Origin of the sequence: Streptomyces sp. NPDC012888 (assembly GCF_042900645.1) — a bacterium.
Taxonomy (GTDB): Bacteria; Actinomycetota; Actinomycetes; order Streptomycetales; family Streptomycetaceae; genus Streptomyces.
This window is the reverse complement of sequence record NZ_JBIBBM010000011.1, coordinates 84,358-102,247: the sequence shown is the minus strand read 5'-3', so window position 1 is coordinate 102,247 and position 17,890 is coordinate 84,358. Positions and strand designations below refer to the sequence as shown.

Below are 17,890 nucleotides of genomic sequence, written 5' to 3'. Positions count from 1 at the left end.
AACCTGAGGGGGACCCCGCTGCGGCACCTGGGGGCGATCCCCCGGAGCCCCCCGGCTCCTAGCGTGGAGTGCATGACCTCGCTCGTGTGCACGGACGCCTCGCTCCCCTCGACGTACTCGGCCTACCCGTCGTTCTCGTCGTTCGTGAAGGCCCGCGGCACCGCCCTGATGCGCACCGCACGCTCCCTCACCGCCAACCCGTGCGACGCCGAGGACCTCCTCCAGACGGCCCTCACCAAGACCTACCTGGCCTGGGACCGCATCGAGGACCACCGCGCCCTCGACGGCTACGTGCGCCGGGCCCTGGTCAACACCCGCACCTCGCAGTGGCGCAAGCGCAAGGTCGACGAGTTCGCCTGCGCCGAACTCCCCGAGGCCGATGCCCCGCCCGCCGCCGACCCGGCGGAGGCGCAGGCCCTCCGCGACGCCATGTGGCGGGCGGTGACCCGGCTGCCCGACCGGCAGCGGGCCATGGTCGTGCTCCGCTATTACGAGGACCTCAGCGAGGCCCAGACCGCCGAACTGCTCGGCGTCTCCGTCGGTACGGTCAAGAGCGCCGTCTCCCGGGCCCTGGGCCGGCTCCGCGAGGACCCCGAGCTCACCCTGTGTTTCACGTGAAACAGCGGGTGACGCCCCCTCACCCTCAGGGGCCTCCCCACGGGACCCACCCAGCTCACCTGTAGCCGCCGAACAGGGTCGGGGTCCACCGTTTGTACTCCCGGGTAGTGACATGCCGACCGGTATGCCCGCAGAATCGGCATCGACCAGGCCGACCCGCCGCAGAGCCGCAGCGCCCCCGGGAGGACGCTTTGCTGAGCACCATGCAGGACGTACCACTGCTCGTCAGCCGCATACTGCAGCACGGCATGACGATCCACGGGACCTCCCAGGTCACCACCTGGACAGGGGAGGCCGAGCCGCAGCGCCGCAGCTTCGCCGAGGTCGGCGCCCGTACGCACCGGCTCGCCCACGCCCTGCGCGACGAGCTCGGCGTCCAGCAGGACGACCGCGTCGCCACCCTGATGTGGAACAACGCCGAACACGTCGAGGCGTACTTCGCGATCCCCTCCATGGGCGCCGTCCTGCACACGCTGAACCTGCGGCTCCCCCCGGAGCAGCTGGTCTGGATCGTCAACCACGCGGCCGACCGGGTGGTCCTGGTCAACGGCAGCCTCCTGCCCCTGCTGGTGCCGCTGCTGCCGCACCTGCCGACCGTCGAGCACGTGGTCGTCTCCGGCCCCGGCGACCGTTCGGGTCTGGACGCCCTGCCGGTCCGGGTCCACGACTACGAGGAACTGATCGCCGACCGCCCGGCCGTCTACGACTGGCCCCTGCTGGACGAGCGGCAGGCCGCCGCCATGTGCTACACGTCCGGCACCACCGGCGACCCCAAGGGCGTCGTCTACTCGCACCGCTCGATCTACCTGCACTCCATGCAGGTCAACATGACCGAGTCGATGGGCCTGACGGACCGCGACACCACCCTGGTCGTGGTCCCCCAGTTCCACGTGAACGCCTGGGGCCTGCCGCACGCCACCTTCATGACCGGCATCAACATGCTGATGCCCGACCGCTTCCTCCAGCCCGCCCCGCTGGCCGAGATGATCGAGCGGGAGAAGCCCTCGCACGCCGCCGCCGTCCCCACCATCTGGCAGGGGCTGCTCGCCGAGGTCACCGCCAACCCGCGCGACCTCTCCTCCATGAAGCAGGTCACCATCGGCGGCTCCGCCTGCCCGCCCGCCCTGATGGAGGCGTACGACGCGCTCGGCGTCCGGCTCTGCCACGCCTGGGGAATGACCGAGACCTCCCCGCTCGGCACGATGGCCCACCCGCCGGCCGGCCTCACCGCCGAGGAGGAGTGGCCGTACCGCGTCACCCAGGGCCGGTTCCCCGCGGGCGTCGAGGCCCGACTGATCGGCCCGGGCGGCGGCGCGCTGCCCTGGGACGGCACCTCCGCGGGCGAGCTGGAGGTCCGCGGCACCTGGATCGCCGGCGCCTACTACGGCGGCGCCACCGGCGAACCCTTCCGCCCCGAGGACAAGTTCAGCGAGGACGGCTGGCTCAAGACCGGGGACGTCGGCGTCATCAGCCCGGACGGCTTCCTGACCCTCACCGACCGGGCCAAGGACGTCATCAAGTCCGGCGGCGAGTGGATCTCCAGCGTGGAACTGGAGAACGCGCTCATGGCCCACCCGGAGGTCGCCGAGGCCGCGGTCGTCGCCGTCCCGGACGAGAAGTGGGGCGAGCGCCCGCTGGCGACGGTGGTCCTCAAGGAGGGCTCGACCGCGGACTACCACGACCTCAAGGCCTTCCTCGGCCAGTCGATCGCCAAGTGGCAGCTCCCCGAGCGCTGGACGGTCATCCCCTCCGTCCCGAAGACCAGCGTCGGCAAGTTCGACAAGAAGGTGATCCGCAAGCAGTACGCGGAAGGCGAGCTCCAGGTCACCCGCGTCGACTAGGCAGTCAGGCAGCACGCCGGGCGCCCGCCCGGTGGCGGTGATCAGTCGCTGGTGAGCCAGCCGCGCAGCAGCCGGCTCACCAGCGGCATCGCCACGTAGGTCATCAGGGTGCTGAAGACGCCCGCGAACACGGCGGTCCTCAGCACCAGGTGCAGGTCCACCAGGACCGGCCCGAGCAGCGCGTTGCCCACCAGCGAGATCGGGAAGATGGCCAGCCCCGAGGCGACCGCCATCTTCCAGCGCGGCGGCGCGGGCCGGGTCGTCCCCGGCTTGGCGAACCAGGTCTCCATGCCGTGCAGTTCCCGGCGGGCGATCTCCGTGTGGTGGTGCCCCTCGCAGTTGGCGAACCACTCGGCCCGCTCGGCCGACGCCTGCCAGGCCGCGAACGCCTCGTGGTTGCGGAACCGGTGCACCAGGAACCAGGGCCCGCCCTCCGTGGCCGGGCGGAACAGCCCGTACCCCAGATGGTCCGGGAAGCGGGCCGCGGTCTCCAGGATCCCGCGGGCCCAGTCCTCGAACGTCTCCTCGTAGCCCGGCTCCACCTGCCGGGCTATCAGCAGGTTGACCTCGCCGTTGTCGGCGGGCACGGACTGCTCGGACCTGTCGTCCCTGTTGGTGATGGCCATCGGAACAGAGTGGCTAGTTCGTGCCGATCTTGGCCAGGAGGTCCACGATGCGGCCCTGGACCTCCGGCGTGGTGGAGCGTTCGGCGAGGAACAGCACGCTCTCCCCGGAGGCCAGCCGCGGCAGGTCGGCCGGCTCGATGCCGGCCGCCGTGTAGACGACCAGCGGGGTCCGGTTCAACTGCCCGTGCGCCCTCAGCCAGTCCACGATGCCGGCCCGGCGGCGCCGCACCTGCATCAGGTCCATCACCACCAGGTTCGGGCGCATCCTGGCCGCCGGCTCCACCGCGTCGGTGTCGGCGCCCGCACGGGCCACCTGCATGCCGCGCCGCTCCAGGGCCTTGGTGAGCGCCCCGGCGATCTCGTCCCGCTCCTCGATCAGCAGCACCCGGGACGGGTGCTGCTCGCTGTCCCGCGGAGCGAGCGCCTTGAGCAGCACGGCCGGGTCCGCGCCGTACGCCGCCTCCCGGCTGGCCTGGCCCAGTCCGGCGGTCACCAGTACGGGCACCTCGGCGGCCACGGCGGCCTGCCGCAGCGACTGCAGGGCGGTCCGGGTGATCGGCCCGGTCAGCGGGTCGACGAACAGCGCGGCGGGGAACGCGGCGATCTGCGCGTCCACCTCCTCGCGGGAGTGCACGATCACGGGCCGGTAGCCACGGTCGCTGAGCGCCTGTGTGGTGGCGACGTCCGGGGCCGGCCAGACCAGCAGCCGGCGCGGGTTGTCCAGCGGCTCCGGCGGCAGTTCGTCGTCGACCGGCTGCGGCACGGGACGGTTGACGACCTCCACGGCGCCACCGGGACCGTCCAGCGGCTCGGGGCCCTCGGCCGCCCCGGCCTCGGGGGCCCCTATGGCGAAGGCACGGCCCTGCGGGGCCGGGTCGGCGAGCTTGCGGCGCCGCCCGGAACCCGAGGCGGGGGCCGCCGCACCCGGCGCGGCCGGGTCGATGGTGATGCCCTGGCCCAGCGTCCGCACGCTGATGGGCTGCGCGGGGTTGTCCTGCGGCTGCCGGGCCGAGGGCACGGCGACCGCCGGGCCGGCGTCCTCCTCGGGCGCGGTACGCGCTGCGGGTACGGGCCACGCGGCCGCGTCCGGCCCGGGCAGCCCGCGCCGCCGTCCTGTCGGGTGCGGCTGGGCCGGGGTGTGGTCGCCGCGGCCGGTGTCGTCGGCGACTCCGGCGTGCGCCTCCTCGCCCTCCGGGGCGGCGAGGGCGCGACGGCCGCGCCTTCCGCCCGGCGCCCCACCGGGCGGGACCACCGTCCCGGACGGGGGCACGGGACCGGTCGCCCCCGGGCCCTCACCCCCGGCGCCCCGCGCCCCGGGCTCGGCGACGGTGCTCACCCCGACCCCGCCGGGCCGCTCCGGGCCTGCCGGGGGCATGGCGAAACCGCCGGGCGGCGCGACCGGAGCCGGGGCCACCGGCGGCACGGGCGGCACGGGCGGCACGGGCGGCACGGGCGGCACGGGCGGTACGGGCGGCACACCGGCCCCGCCCGGCGGGACCACCGGCGGCACGGGCGAGGCCCCGGGAGCGGCGGCCGCGCCGGGACGGGAAGGACCGGAGGCGTCCGCAGGGCCGGAGGGCCGGGCAACACCCGCTCCACCGGGGCCGGCCGGAGCACCGGGAGGCAGGGCGAAACCACCCGGCGGCACCGGCCCGGCCGCGGACCCGGCCGGGACGCCGCCGGGGTGGACCGGCACCGGCCCCGTGGGCACCGGCTGCGGGCCGGCCGGCAGCGCGAAGCCGCCGGGCGGCGCGACGGGCGCCGGGTCCGGGCCGGGCCGGCCGGCGGGCGGCACGGGGGGAGGTGCGGTGGGGGCCAGCGCCCGGCGGCGGCCCGCCGGAGCGGCCGGCTGCTGCGGGGGGACCGGCGCCAGCGCGGGCAGCGCACGATCGTCGGCGGCACCCGCACCGGCACCCGCACGGTCCGCGGCTCCGCCGTCCCCGTCCCGGCCGCGTCGGCGGCCGGTGCCGAGACCCGCCGGGTTCACCGGGGACTGCGCCAGCTCCGGACCCTGCGGCGGGGCCGCCGCCCGGCGCCGCCCCGAGGGCAGCGCCAGCGCGGCACCGCCCGACTCCGCGGGCTCCGGGCGCGGCTCGTCATCGTCGAGGAACGCGTCGACCCCGCGCCGGGCCCGGCGACCGGAGCCCGGCCGGGGCCCCGGCCCCGCCTGCGGTCCGGTCCCGGCCTCCGCCGCCGGCGCGGGCGCGGGCTCCGGCTCCGGCTCCGGTTCGGGCAGCGTCACCGTGCCCGCCCCGGCGCCCAGCGGCAGCTCCAGCACGTACGCCCCGCCGGGCGCGCCGGGCACGTCGACCGTCTGCAGCACCCCGCCGTGCGCGGCCACCACACCCCGCACGATCGGCCCGTGCACCGGGTTCCCGCCGTCGTACGGCCCGCGCACCTCGATCCGGACGACGTCGCCGCGCTGCGCGGCCGCCACCACGATCGTGGAGTCCGTGTACCCGCTGCCCTGCGGGGTCTTGCCGGTGGCGTCGACCCCGGCCACGTCGGCGACGAGGTGGGCCAGAGCGGTCGCGATCCGGTCGGGATCCACCTCGGCCTCGATGGTGGGCGCGTGCACCGCGAACTGGGCGCGGCCCGGGCCGATCAGCTCGACGGCGCCGTCCACACCGGCCGCCACCACCTCGTTGATCAGCACCTTCTTCTTGGCGAGCTTCTCGGTGCCGGCGTCCAGCCGCTGGAAGCCGAGGACGTTGTCGACGAGGGTGGTCATCCGCGAGTAGCCGGCCGCAAGATGGTGCAGCAGCGCGTTGGCCTCGGGCCACAGCTGGCCCGCGTCGTCGGCGGCCAGCGTCGACAGCTCCCGCCGCAGCTCGTCCAGCGGGCCGCGCAGCGCGTCGTCCAGGACCGCCAGCAGCTGGGCGTGGCGCGCGGCCAGCGCGTCGTACGGCCGCCGGTCGGTGAAGGTCATGACGGCCCCGACCAGCTGGTCGCCGTCGCGCACCGGGGAGGTCGTCAGGTCCACGGCGACGGGCTGGCCCGCCTTGGTCCACAGCACCTGTCCGCGCACCCGGTGCTTGCGCCCGCTCCGCAGCGTGTCGGCGAGCGGGGACTCCTCGAAGGGGAACGGGGAGCCGTCCGCCCGGGAGTGCTGGATCAGTCCGTGCAGCTCGCGGTTGCCGAGGTCGGTGGCCCGGTACCCGAGGATCTGGGCCGCGGCCGGGTTCACCAGGACGACGCGTCCGTCGGTGTCGGTGCCGACCACGCCTTCGGCGGCGGCCCGCAGGATCATCTCGGTCTGCCGCTGGGAGCGGGCGAGCTCCGCCTCGGTGTCCACGGCGCCGGAGAGGTCGCGCAGGACGAGCATCAGCAGCTCGTCGCCGGTGTAGCCCTGGTGCGGCTCCCGGTAGGCGTCCCGGCCGTCGAGGCTGGCGCTGGTCACCTCGCAGGGGAACTCGCTGCCGTCGGTCCGGCGGGCCGTCATCCGGGTCGGCTTGCGGCGCAGGACCTCGTCGTCGCCGGGCCGTCGCATGGAGCCGGGGATCAGCTTGGAGTCGAACTCGGGCAGCAGGTCCAGCAGACCGCGTCCCACGAGCCCGGTGCCCGGGCTCTCCATGACGTCCAGCGCGATCGAATTGGCGTTGACCACCGTGCCGTTGGCGTTGACGAGCAGCAGCGCGTCAGGCAGGGCGTCGAGTATTGCTGCGAGGCGAGCAGCGCCTCGGGATGGCCTGCTGCTCACGACGAGCTTCCTCCCTGACCACGTCTACCGGCATGTCACGGGAGGAGTCTAAGGCCACGTGCCCCGCCCGGGACGGCGGATGCGGGGCCCGCGGGGGCGCCCCGGACATCGCCGCTGGTCAGGACCGCGGGCTCGGAAGCACGGGTTCCAAATCCCGCCAGCGGCTGATCTCGCAGCCGTTCCTCCTCCGGAAGGTGGCGTCCACTTCCTCGCCCTGCCAGGTGCCGGTGATCCGGGCGACGGCCGGTCCGCCGTCCTGGTGCGTGCAGGTCTCGCCCCTCGGGGCGGGGTCGAACGGGTTCCGGCCGGCCCTGGCGAACTCGTCGAGCCGGGCGCAGGCCCGGCGGGCCTCCGGGTGGGTGCCGCCGACCCGGTCGCACTCCAGGCTGTACGTCCCGTTGGCCGCCCGCGAAGCCCCGTTGCGCTCCACGGAGACGGTGAGCCGGTCGGGAGGCGGCGGAGGGGAGAGCAGCTCGCCGAGCGGGAGCGGCGGCAGGGGTCCGGCGGCCGCGGCGGCGAGCGCCGAGGTGACGGCGAAGGCGGCGAGACGCATCGAGATCTCCAGGCAGCGTCGGGAAGGTACGTGTGACCAACGACGGCCGGGGCCCGACGTTCCGGGGCGCGACGTTCCGGTGGCCCGGCGTCCGGTGGCCGGCGTGCCGGTGTCGGCGGCCAAAGCCTTTGCCCTGGCGGCACCGCGCCTAGTACCGTGGGACCGGATTGGTGACAGGGCCTGGGCCTGTGTCATCATCTGCACGCACCCTCGTACGCGGGGGTGTGCTGGAGGCGTCGCCTAGTCCGGTCTATGGCGCCGCACTGCTAATGCGGTTTGGGGCTTACACCCCATCGAGGGTTCAAATCCCTCCGCCTCCGCTCCCACCGAAGCCCCGGTCCTGACGGACCGGGGCTTCGGCCGTTTCGCGTCCTTGGGCCGCCCGCTCCCCGCCATACGGGGCCCTGGAGGGCGTTTCCGCAGGTCAGATGGGGTTTGGGCAATGGATTTCGCGTCCCGGCGAGGTCCATGTATTGTTGTTCTCGCAAGGCCAACGGGGCGAAAAACCCCGGGAAGCACAAGCACTCGTAGCTTAACGGATAGAGCATCTGACTACGGATCAGAAGGTTGCAGGTTCGAATCCTGCCGAGTGCACAGTCGAAGAGCCCCTCCGGGAAACCGGAGGGGCTCTTTCGTCGTCGGGCCCGCCGACCGCGCGTACGCGGGCCGGAAACGTGTTCGCACGGTCGCCGAATGTGGTTTGGCCCGCCCCGCGGGGCGCCGGATTGGATACGGTCGGCACCGGGAAGATCCGGAGCGCCGAGGGAGTGGCACATGGACGGCATCGACCGGGCGATCGTCGAGCGGCTCCAGCAGGACGCCGGGCAGTCGTACGCGGCCCTCGGCGCCGCCGTCGGGCTGTCGGCCGGAGCCGCGCACGAGCGCGTGCGCAAGCTCCGCGAGCGCGGGGTGATCAGACGGACCACCGTGGAGGTGGACCCGGCCGCCGTCGGCAGCGGGGTACTGGCCTTCGTCACGGTGGACGCATGCGCCTGGATGGGGGACTCCGCCGAGGCGTTCGCGGCCATCCCCGAGATCCAGGAAGCGCACATCATCGCCGGGAGCGCGGCCGTGCTGGTCAAGGTGCGGACCGCGACCACCGAGCAGCTCCAGGACGTACTGCGCCGCCTCTACGCGATCGACGGGGTCAGCGGCACCCAGGCGACGCTGGCCCTGGAGACCTTCTTCGAGCGGCCGCTGCCGCTGTGACCGCGGGCGCGCCCGGCCCGGCGGTCTGGCGGTGCACCGGCGTGCGTTGGGGCGGGAACGGCCCGCCCGCCGTCGGCTGGCTCGCCGGGGCGGGGGACGAACGCAGCGGCCCCCTCGCGTACGGGCAGCGGCTCGCCTTCACCGGGCTCGGCGGCCGCACCTGCCTCGGGGTGCGGCGGGCCGGCTGGCGGACCCCGTGCCCGGCCGCGGCCCCGCTGCCCGGCCGGACCGCCGGAGCCCAGTGCCCGGACTGCGCCCGCCTGGACCGCTCCTTCTCCGTGGCCGCCGACACCAACGCCGCCGACCCCCGCCCCTACCGGGTGTACCTGGCCTGGTTCGGGCCCGGCCTGGTCAAGGTGGGGATCACCGCCGAGGAGCGGGGCCCGGCCCGGCTCCTGGAACAGGGCGCCGTCACCTGGAGCTGGCTGGGGCGGGGCCCGCTGATGGCGGCCCGGCGTACCGAGGAGCTGCTCCGTGCCGCGCTCGGCGTGCCCGACCGGATCGCCTACGCGCGCAAACGGGGCGTACGGCACCGCCTGCCGCCGGCCGCCGAACGGGCCGGCGAGGTGGCCGGCCTGCACGCCCGCGCGACCGCGCTGCCCGGGCGGCCCGACTCCCTGCTCCCACTGCCCTGCGAAGTGGTCGACCACGCGGGGGTGTTCGGTCTGGAGGCGCTGGAGCGTGCCCGGCCCGCGCGGGTGCTGGAGCGGCTGACCGAGGGCGGGACGGTCGCCGGCGTGCTGGTCGCGGCGGCCGGGCCGGACCTCCACCTCGCGGACGGACTCGTGGTGGACACCCGTCTGCTGGCCGGCTGGGGCCTGACCGCGGCGGGCCCCGGAGCCGTGACCACGGTGCCGACCGCCGTCCTCGCCGTTCCGGAACCGCCCCAGGAAGGCCTCTTCTGAAGGCCGCTCCCAAGAGGGGGCGAAGGTCAAATCTTGGATCCCTTCCTGCTCCGGGGCCGCTTTTCGGTGGACAGCGCCAGGCCTGGTTGCGGAGGGTGGGCCCATGAGCATCCAGCCCGTTCCCGCGTTCGAACCGCCTTACGTGATGACCGTGTTCACCTCCGTGCGCACCCCCGAGGACGAGGGGTACGGCGAGGTCTCGGCCCGCATGACCGCCCTCGTCAAGGACGTACCCGGCTACCTCGGCCACGAGAACGCCCACACCCCCGGCGGCCTCAGCATCACCGTCGCGTACTTCCGCGACGAGGAGTCCGTCGCCGCCTGGCGGGCCGACCTCGAACACCAGGCGGCCCAGGCCCGGGGCCGCAAGGAGTGGTACGAGAGCTACACCCTGCACGTCGGCACGGTGCACCGGAGCCACGGGTTTGTCCGGGAACGCTGAGACCGCCCTGGCCGTACGCCGGTTCCTGGACCGGCTCGGCCTGCCCGGACTCGTCGACGTCCACACCCACTTCATGCCCGGACGGGTCATGGAGAAGGTGTGGGACTACTTCGACGCGGTGGGCCCGCTCACCGGCACCGAGTGGCCCATCACCTACCGGCACGAGGAGGACGAACGGGTCGCGCTGCTGCGCGCCTTCGGGGTCCGGGCGTTCACCTCCATGCTCTACCCGCACAAACCGGCCATGGCGGCCTGGCTCAACTCCTGGGCCGCGGACTTCGCCGCCCGCACACCCGACTGCCTGCACACCGCGACCTTCTTCCCCGAGGTCGGCGCCGCCCGGTACGTCCGGCGGGCCGTCGACGGCGGGGCGCGGGTGTTCAAGGCCCACGTCCAGGTCGGCGGCTACGACCCCAACGACGACCGGCTGGAACCGGTCTGGGGGCTGCTGGCCGAGGCGGCGGTCCCCGTCGTGGTGCACTGCGGCTCCGGCCCCGCGCCGGGCGAGCACACCGGCCCGGCCCCCATCGCCCGGCTGCTCGCCCGTCACCCACGGCTCCCGCTGGTCGTCGCCCACATGGGCATGCCCGAGTACACCGACTTCCTCGACCTCGCCGAGCGGTACCCGGAGGTCCGGCTCGACACCACCATGGTCTTCACCGACTTCGCCGAGCGGCTCAGCGGCTTCCCGGCCGGTGCCCTGGGCCGGCTGGCCGCCCTGCGGGACCGGATCCTGCTGGGCACGGACTTCCCGAACATCCCCTACCCGTACGAGCACCAGCTCCGGGCCCTGGAACGGCTCGGGCTGGGCGACGACTGGCTGCGCGCCGTCTGTCACGACAACGCGGCGCGGCTCTTCCGGCTGCCGCCCCCGGCCACCGTCTGAACCGTTTTCTCAGGAGATTCACAGGAACCGGAAAGACCGGTCTCACGGCCGACGGGGAGCGTGGTCCCCATGACCGCGACGACCATCTCCCCCGCGTCCCCGTCCCCGTCCCCGTCCCCGTCCGCAACCCCGTCCGCGACCGGCGCCGGGGCCCTGGTCCGTCCCGACGGCAGCCCCTGCCGGGTGCTGGTCGTCGACGACGAGGCCTCGCTCTCCGAGCTGCTGTCCATGGCCCTGCGCTACGAGGGCTGCCAGGTGCGCAGCGCGGGGGACGGCGCGGCCGCCGTGCGGGCGGCCCGCGAGTTCCGGCCGGACGTGGTGCTCCTCGACATGATGCTGCCGGACATGGACGGGCTGGCGGTCCTGGGCCGGCTGCGCCGGGAGCTCCCGCAGGTGCCGGTGCTGTTCCTGACCGCCAAGGACGCCGTCGAGGACCGTATCGCCGGGCTGACGGCCGGCGGCGACGACTACGTCACCAAGCCGTTCAGCCTGGAGGAGGTCGTGGCCAGGCTGCGCGGGCTGGTCCGGCGCTCGGGTGCAGCCCGTGCGGCCAGGGCCGACTCGGTGCTGGTCGTCGGCGACCTCCGGCTGGACGAGGACAGCCACGAGGTCAGCCGGGCCGGCCGGGACATCCACCTGACCGCCACCGAGTTCGAGCTGCTGCGCTACCTGATGCGCAACCCGCGCCGGGTGCTCAGCAAGGCGCAGATCCTCGACCGGGTCTGGTCCTACGACTTCGGCGGACAGGCCAACGTGGTCGAGCTCTACATCTCCTACCTGCGGCGCAAGCTGGAGAGCGGCCCCGGCCTCAGCCCGATGATCCACACGCGGCGCGGCGCCGGCTACCTGATCAAGCCGGGCGAGTAGTGCGCCGCCCGGCCGGGCGCAGGCCCTGGTCGCTGCGCACCCGGCTGGTGGTGTCGGCGGTGGCGCTGATCGCGGTCGTGGGGGCCGCGATCGGCACCGTGACCACCCTCGCACTGCACTCGTACCTGATGGACAGGCTCGACGAACAGCTGCGGACCGCGGTGACCATGGCGGCCAAGGGGGCCCTGTCCAAGGGCGACCGGCCGGCGCCGCCCACCGCCGTGCCGATCCCTCCCGGCAGCCCGCTGGGCACCGCCGGGATCCGGCTGGACGCCGCGGGCAGGACCGCCGCCGCCGAGCGGACCGTGCCCACCGACGGACCCGCCTACGACCACCGTGAACCCCTCGACCGGGCGCAGAGCGAGGCCCTGGCGGCGGCCGCCCGGACGCGGACGGGCGGGGGCCCCGCCGAGGCGGACCTCCCCGGGCTGGGCCGCTACCGGGTACTGGCCGACGCCGAGGGGCTCACCGTGCTGGGCTTCCCGCTGGGCGGCGTGCACTCCACCGTCCGCACCCTGGTCGTCGTCGAGGTCTGCGTGACCCTCGCCGGCCTCGTCGCGGCCGGTCTGGCCGGCCAGGCCCTGGTCTCGGTGGCCCTGCGCCCGCTGCGCCGGGTCGCGGCGACCGCCACCAGGGTCTCCGAACTTCCGCTGCACTGCGGCGAGGTGGCCCTGCACGAGCGGGTTCCGGAGGCCGAGGCCGACCCGCGCACCGAGGTGGGCCAGGTCGGCGCCGCCCTCAACCGGATGCTGGGCCACGTGGCTTCGGCCCTGGCGGCCCGTCAGGACAGCGAGACGCGGGTCCGGCAGTTCGTCGCCGATGCCAGCCACGAGCTACGCACCCCGCTGGCCTCCATCCGCGGGTACGCGGAACTCACCCGGCGGGGACGGGAGGAGCCGGGGCCCGACACCCGGCACGCCCTGGGCCGGATCGAGTCCGAGGCCACCCGGATGACAGGGTTGGTCGAGGACCTGCTGCTGCTGGCCCGGCTGGACGCCGGCCGCCCCCTGTCCCGCCACGAGGTCGACCTGGTACCGCTGCTGGTGGACGCGGTGAGCGACGCGGGGGTGTCCGGCCCGGGTCACCGTTGGCGTCTGGACCTCCCCGCCGAACCCGTCCAGGTCCGTGCGGATCCGGCGCGGATCCAGCAGGTTCTCGTCAACCTGCTCGCCAACGCACGCAGCCACACCCCACCCGGCACCACGGTCACGGCCGGTGTTTCACGTGAAACAACGGCCGTGCGGATCGTGGTCGAGGACGACGGGCCGGGCGTTCCCGAGGCCTTGCGGCCGCACGTCTTCGAGCGGTTCGCCCGCGGGGACGCCTCCCGGTCCCGGCACGCGGGCTCCACCGGCCTCGGCCTGGCCATCGTCCAGGCGGTGGTCACGGCCCACGGGGGCACGGTCGCCGTGGACAGCCGGCCCGGGCGCACCCGGTTCACGGTCGAGCTCCCTCCGGCGGGGGCCGGACACCCACAGGCGGAGCACAGGCTCGGCACACCGGCGTGACAGCCCGGCCGGACAGGGTCGGGGCATGCCCACCGACACCTCTCCGGCCTCCGGATCCCTCCCGGCCCGGGCACCGCTCGCCGCCCCGCCCGGGCAGCCCGTACTCGACGTGGTCATCCCGGTCTTCAACGAGGAGAAGGACCTCGGCCCCTGCGTCCACCGGCTGCACGACCACCTGACCCGCACCTTCCCCTACCCCTTCCGGATCACCATCGCCGACAACGCGAGCACCGACCGGACCCCGGAGGTCGCGGCCGGGCTGGCCGCGGCCGTCGGCGGGGTGCACAGCACCCGCCTGGAGGAGAAGGGTCGCGGCCGGGCCCTGCGGACCGCATGGAGCCGTTCCGAGGCGCCCGTACTCGCCTATATGGACGTGGACCTCTCCACCGACCTCAACGCCCTGCTGCCGCTGGTCGCCCCGCTCGTCTCCGGCCACTCCGACCTCGCCATCGGCACCCGCCTCGCCCGCACCTCCCGGGTGGTGCGGGGGACCAGGCGCGAGTTCGTCTCCCGCGCCTACAACCTGCTGCTGCGGTCCTCCCTGGCCGCCGGGTTCAGCGACGCCCAGTGCGGCTTCAAGGCCGTACGCCGGGACGTCGCCGAACGGCTGCTGCCGCTGGTCGAGGACTCCGGCTGGTTCTTCGACACGGAGATGCTGGTACTGGCCGAGCGGGCGGGCCTGCGGATCCACGAGGTACCGGTGGACTGGGTCGACGACCCGGACTCCAGCGTGCACATCCTCCGGACGGCCGCCGAGGACCTCAAGGGCATCTGGCGGCTCGGCCGGGCCCTGGCCGTCGGCGGCCTGCCCCTCGACCGGCTCGCCCGCCCGTTCGCGGACGTCCCCTCCGGCCCCGGGCGCCCCGGCCGCACCCTGCCCGGGGTTCCGGCGGGACTGGCGCGCCAGCTCCTCGCGTTCTGCGCGGTCGGGCTGCTCTCCACCCTCTGCTGCCTCGGCCTGTACTCGCTCTTCTGCGCCGGGGTGTTCCCCGAGCGCCGCACCGACCACCCGAAGGACCCCCGATGACCACGGAACGCCCCCGCTGGGAGCGCCCGGCCCTGACGGCACTGCTGCTGGGCACCGCCGTACTGCTGTTGTGGAACCTGAGCTCCTCCGGGTTCGCCAACTCCTTCTACTCCGCGGCCGCGCAGGCGGGTGGGGAGAGCTGGAAGGCCTTCTTCTTCGGCTCCTCCGACGCGGGCAACTCCATCACCGTCGACAAGCCGCCGGCCGCCCTGTGGCCGATGGCCCTGTCGGTCCGGATGTTCGGCCTCGGCTCCTGGCAGATCCTCGTCCCCCAGGCGCTGATGGGCGTGGCCACCACCGCCGTGCTGTACGCCTCGGTCCGGCGCCGGTTCGGGCCCGCGGCGGCGCTGCTGTCCGGCACGGTGTTCGCGCTGACCCCGGTGGCCGCGCTGATGTTCCGCTTCAACAACCCTGACGCGCTGCTGACCCTGCTGCTGACCGTCACGGTGTACTGCGTGCTGCGGGCGCTGGAGGGCGCCCGGACCGGGTGGCTGGTGTGGGCGGGCGCGGCCCTGGGCCTCGCCTTCCTGACCAAGACGCTCCAGGCCTTCCTGGTGCTCCCGCCCCTGGCGCTGCTGTACGCCGTCTGCGCGCCGACCCGGCTGCGGCGGCGGCTGGGCCAGCTGGCGCTGGCCGGGCTGGCGACGGTGGCGGCCGGCGGATGGTGGGTGGCCGTGGTCGAGCTGTGGCCCGCGTCCTTGCGCCCGTACGTCGGCGGATCGCAGAACAACTCCTTCCTGGAACTGACCTTCGGCTACAACGGGCTCGGCCGGATCAACGGCGACGAGCCCGGCAGCGTGGGAGGCGGCCGGAACCTCACGGCCGGAGAGCTGCCCTACGGCTCGACACCGCCCGTGGGCCGGGGCGGCGGTGGCGGTGGCTGGGGGGAGACCGGCATCGACCGGCTGTTCTCGGCCGGAGTCGGCGGCCAGATCTCCTGGCTGCTGCCCGCCGCGCTCATCATGCTGGTCGCGGGTCTGGTGGTGACCTGGCGGGCCGGCCGGGCCGCCGACTCCCTCGAGGGCGCGGCCCGTGCCGCGTTCCTCGCCTGGGGCGGTTCCCTGCTGGTCACCTTCGCGGTGTTCAGCTGGATGCAGGGCATCTTCCACGAGTACTACACCGTCGCGCTGGCGCCCTACGTCGCCGCGCTGGTCGGAATGGGCGTGGCCGTGCTGTGGGAGGAACGCCACTCGGCCGCCGCCGCCCTGACGCTGTCCGGCACCACCGCCCTGACCGGCTGGTGGTCGTACGTACTGCTGTCGCGCTCGCCGGACCACCTGCCGTGGCTGCGCTGGGCGGTGCTCACCGCAGGCGTGGCCGCGGCCGCTGGACTGCTCGCCGGAGGCCGGCTCGGGCGCAGGTTCGCCCTGGGCACGGCCGCGCTGGGGCTGGCGGCGGCGCTGGCCGGCCCGCTGGCGTACTGCCTGAACACCATCGGCACTCCGCACACCGGCTCCATCGTGACCGCCGGGCCGGCGGTGTCCGGTGCCCGCGGCCCTCAGGGCGGCCCGGACGCAGGCCTGCGCTTGTTCCCCGGCCCGGGCGGCGGCCCGGGCGGCGACGGCCGGCCCCCGGGCGGCGGTGGCCCGGGCGGCGGATCGGCCGGGGCCGGTGGCCCCCGTACACCCGGCGCGCCCGGGGGCCCCGCCGCAGGCCCGCAGGGCAGCGGGCGGCCGGCGGGTGGAGCCACGGGCGGCCTGCTGGGCGGAGCCCGGGTCCCCGACCAGGTCGAGGCGCTGCTCCGCGCGGACGCGGACCGCTACACCTGGGCCGCCGCGGCGGTGGGCGCGCAGAACGCGGCCAGCTACCAGCTGGCGACCGAGCGGCCCGTGATGCCGATCGGCGGGTTCAACGGCAGCGACCCCTCCCCGACACTGGCCCGCTTCCAGGAGTACGTCCAGGCCGGGCAGATCCACTACTACGTGGGCGGCGGCTCCGGCATGCGCGGCGGCGGCCCGGGCGGCTCCACGAGCACGGCCATCGACGAGTGGGTCCGGGCCAACTTCACCGCCGTGACCGTCTCCGGCACCACGCTGTACGACCTGACCGCACCGAGGGCCTGACGGCGCACGTCCGCGTCGCGGGCGGCGCGCCTAGGACGAGGTCGCCGAGGAGTCGGCGGACGTGCGGGACTTCAGCGGCACTTCGCGGATGAACAGCACCAGCGCGAGGGCCAGGAGCGCGGTGGGCGCCGCGTACAGGAAGACGTCGCCCACCCCGTGCCCGTACGCCGACTCGACGACCTCGCGGAACGGCGCCGGGAGCCGGTCCAGGTCCGGGATGCCGCCCCCGCCGGTGCCCCCGTGGCCCAGAGCCGCCGCCTTCGGCCCGAGCGCGGCCAGACCGTCCCTGACGTACCCGGTGACCTGGTGGGCCATCAGCGCGCCCAGCGCCGACACGCCCATGGCGCCGCCCAGCGAGCGGAAGAAGGTGACCACCGAGCTGGCCGCGCCCAGGTCCTCGGGCGCCACCTGGTTCTGCGTGGCGAGGACCAGGTTCTGCATCATCATGCCGAGGCCGAGCCCGGTCAGCGCCATGAAGACCGCGGTGTGCCAGTACGCGGTGTCGTACCGGAGGGTGCCCAGCAGGCCCAGTCCCGCCGAGAGCAGCACACCGCCGGAAACCAGCCAGGCCTTCCACTTGCCGGTGCGGGTGATGACCTGGCCGGAGACGGTGGAGGAGACGAAGAGTCCGCCGATCATCGGGATGGTGAGGATCCCGGACATGGTCGGGGACTCGTTCCGGGCGAGCTGGAAGTACTGGCTGAAGAACACCGTCCCGGAGAACATCGCCACGCCTACGAAGAGCGAGGCCGCCGAGGCCAGGGTGATGGTGGGGTTGCGGAACAGCCGGAGCGGGATGATCGGGTCCGAGGCCTTCGACTCGACGAGGACGAAGAGCAGGCCGAGGACCAGCGCGCCGGCCGTCATCACGTACGTCTGCCAGGACAGCCAGGCGTAGGAGTCGCCGGCCTGGGTGACCCAGACCAGCAGCAGGGAGACCGCCGCGCTGATCAGGACGGCGCCCGTCCAGTCGACCTTGACCTCGCGCCGGACCACCGGCAGCCGCAGGGTCCGCTGGAGCACGACCAGCGCGATCACGGCGAACGGCACGCCCACGTAGAAGCACCAGCGCCAGCCCAGCCAGGCGGTGTCGGTGATCACGCCGCCGAGCAGCGGGCCGCCGACGGTGGCCACGGCGAAGACGGCGCCGAGGTAGCCGCTGTAGCGGCCGCGCTCGCGCGGGGAGATCATCGCCGCCATCACGATCTGGGCCAGGGCGGACAGGCCGCCGACGCCGATGCCCTGGACCACCCGGCAGGCGATCAGCATGCCGGTGTTCTGGGACATGCCGGCCACCACCGAGCCGAGCACGTAGATCACCAGGGATATCTGCACCAGCAGCTTCTTGCTGAAGAGGTCGGCCAGCTTGCCCCACAGGGGGGTGGCGGCGGTCATCGACAGCAGGGCGGCGGTGACGACCCAGGTGTAGGAGGACTGGGTGCCGCCCAGTTCCGTGATGATCTGCGGCAGGGCGTTGGAGACGATCGTGGAGGACAGGATCGCCACGAACATGCCGAGCATCAGCCCGGACAGCGCCCTCATGATCTGCCGATGGGTCATGGGGGCGGTGGCGGTGTCGTCGGACGCGGTCTCCGTCCGGCTGTCCGTCCGCACACCGGTGGGCGTGGTCGAAGCCATGGGTTTC

The 17,890-nt window shown here is 74.4% G+C and carries 14 protein-coding genes and 2 tRNA genes; 12 read left to right on the top strand and 4 right to left on the bottom strand.

Annotation, left to right across the window (positions count from 1 at the left end):
* Positions 1 to 72 precede the first annotated feature (72 nt).
* Both ACFY61_RS20420 and ACFY61_RS20415 read left to right on the top strand, forming a co-directional pair.
* Positions 73 to 618, top strand: a complete 546-nt coding sequence (locus ACFY61_RS20420) for a SigE family RNA polymerase sigma factor (RefSeq protein WP_389473795.1) — start codon at positions 73 to 75, stop codon at positions 616 to 618.
* A 191-nt stretch (positions 619 to 809) separates the two neighbouring features.
* Positions 810 to 2,459, top strand: coding sequence for a long-chain fatty acid--CoA ligase (locus tag ACFY61_RS20415; RefSeq protein WP_389473793.1), 1,650 nt, complete (start codon positions 810 to 812; stop codon positions 2,457 to 2,459).
* A gap of 41 nt (positions 2,460 to 2,500) precedes the next feature.
* On the opposite strand, the gene ACFY61_RS20410 is transcribed toward ACFY61_RS20415, so the two are convergent.
* The 3 genes from ACFY61_RS20410 to ACFY61_RS20400 all read right to left on the bottom strand — a co-directional run bounded on the left by ACFY61_RS20410 (position 2,501) and on the right by ACFY61_RS20400 (position 7,338).
* Positions 2,501 to 3,085: an antibiotic biosynthesis monooxygenase gene (locus tag ACFY61_RS20410; RefSeq protein WP_389473792.1), complete on the bottom strand. Its 585-nt coding sequence runs from the start codon at positions 3,083 to 3,085 to the stop codon at positions 2,501 to 2,503.
* Positions 3,086 to 3,098: 13 nt separating this feature from the next.
* Positions 3,099 to 6,785, bottom strand: coding sequence for a PAS domain-containing protein (locus ACFY61_RS20405; protein ID WP_389473791.1), 3,687 nt, complete (start codon positions 6,783 to 6,785; stop codon positions 3,099 to 3,101).
* A gap of 118 nt (positions 6,786 to 6,903) precedes the next feature.
* Positions 6,904 to 7,338: an SSI family serine proteinase inhibitor gene (locus ACFY61_RS20400; RefSeq protein ID WP_389473789.1), complete on the bottom strand. Its 435-nt coding sequence runs from the start codon at positions 7,336 to 7,338 to the stop codon at positions 6,904 to 6,906.
* Between the two features lie 229 nt (positions 7,339 to 7,567).
* Between ACFY61_RS20400 and ACFY61_RS20395 the strand changes: the two genes are divergently transcribed.
* The 10 genes from ACFY61_RS20395 to ACFY61_RS20350 all read left to right on the top strand — a co-directional run bounded on the left by ACFY61_RS20395 (position 7,568) and on the right by ACFY61_RS20350 (position 16,245).
* Positions 7,568 to 7,658, top strand: a tRNA-Ser gene (locus ACFY61_RS20395).
* Positions 7,659 to 7,859: 201 nt separating this feature from the next.
* A tRNA-Arg gene (locus tag ACFY61_RS20390) sits at positions 7,860 to 7,932 on the top strand.
* A gap of 180 nt (positions 7,933 to 8,112) precedes the next feature.
* Positions 8,113 to 8,547 (top strand): Lrp/AsnC family transcriptional regulator, encoded by a 435-nt coding sequence (locus ACFY61_RS20385; protein ID WP_389473787.1) that lies wholly within the window; start codon positions 8,113 to 8,115, stop codon positions 8,545 to 8,547.
* A 41-nt stretch (positions 8,548 to 8,588) separates the two neighbouring features.
* The gene (locus tag ACFY61_RS20380; protein ID WP_389473785.1) at positions 8,589 to 9,452 is read left to right on the top strand and encodes a DUF2797 domain-containing protein; all 864 of its coding nucleotides are present in this window, start codon (positions 8,589 to 8,591) and stop codon (positions 9,450 to 9,452) included.
* A 103-nt stretch (positions 9,453 to 9,555) separates the two neighbouring features.
* A complete protein-coding gene (locus ACFY61_RS20375) occupies positions 9,556 to 9,894 on the top strand; it encodes an antibiotic biosynthesis monooxygenase family protein (protein ID WP_389473784.1) in 339 nt (112 codons plus the stop codon).
* Entirely contained in the window at positions 9,878 to 10,780 is a 903-nt protein-coding gene (locus ACFY61_RS20370; RefSeq protein WP_389473782.1) for an amidohydrolase family protein, read from the top strand. The genes ACFY61_RS20375 and ACFY61_RS20370 overlap by 17 nt, the downstream gene beginning before the upstream one ends.
* Positions 10,781 to 10,849: 69 nt before the next feature.
* Positions 10,850 to 11,647, top strand: coding sequence for a response regulator transcription factor (locus tag ACFY61_RS20365; RefSeq protein ID WP_389473781.1), 798 nt, complete (start codon positions 10,850 to 10,852; stop codon positions 11,645 to 11,647).
* Positions 11,647 to 13,155 carry an ATP-binding protein gene (locus tag ACFY61_RS20360; protein WP_389473779.1) on the top strand — a complete coding sequence of 503 codons (1,509 nt, stop codon included), beginning with the start codon at positions 11,647 to 11,649 and terminating at the stop codon, positions 13,153 to 13,155. Before ACFY61_RS20365 ends, ACFY61_RS20360 begins: the two co-directional genes overlap by 1 nt.
* Positions 13,156 to 13,180: 25 nt before the next feature.
* Positions 13,181 to 14,182, top strand: a complete 1,002-nt coding sequence (locus ACFY61_RS20355; RefSeq protein WP_389473777.1) for a dolichyl-phosphate beta-glucosyltransferase — start codon at positions 13,181 to 13,183, stop codon at positions 14,180 to 14,182.
* Positions 14,179 to 16,245: a glycosyltransferase family 39 protein gene (locus tag ACFY61_RS20350; protein WP_389473776.1), complete on the top strand. Its 2,067-nt coding sequence runs from the start codon at positions 14,179 to 14,181 to the stop codon at positions 16,243 to 16,245. The genes ACFY61_RS20355 and ACFY61_RS20350 overlap by 4 nt, the downstream gene beginning before the upstream one ends.
* Before the next feature lie 30 nt (positions 16,246 to 16,275).
* Here the strand turns inward: ACFY61_RS20350 and ACFY61_RS20345 are convergent, their stop codons facing one another.
* Complete coding sequence (locus tag ACFY61_RS20345; RefSeq protein WP_389473775.1) at positions 16,276 to 17,883, bottom strand: MDR family MFS transporter; 1,608 nt, start codon at positions 17,881 to 17,883, stop codon at positions 16,276 to 16,278.
* Between the last annotated feature and the right edge of the window lie 7 nt (positions 17,884 to 17,890).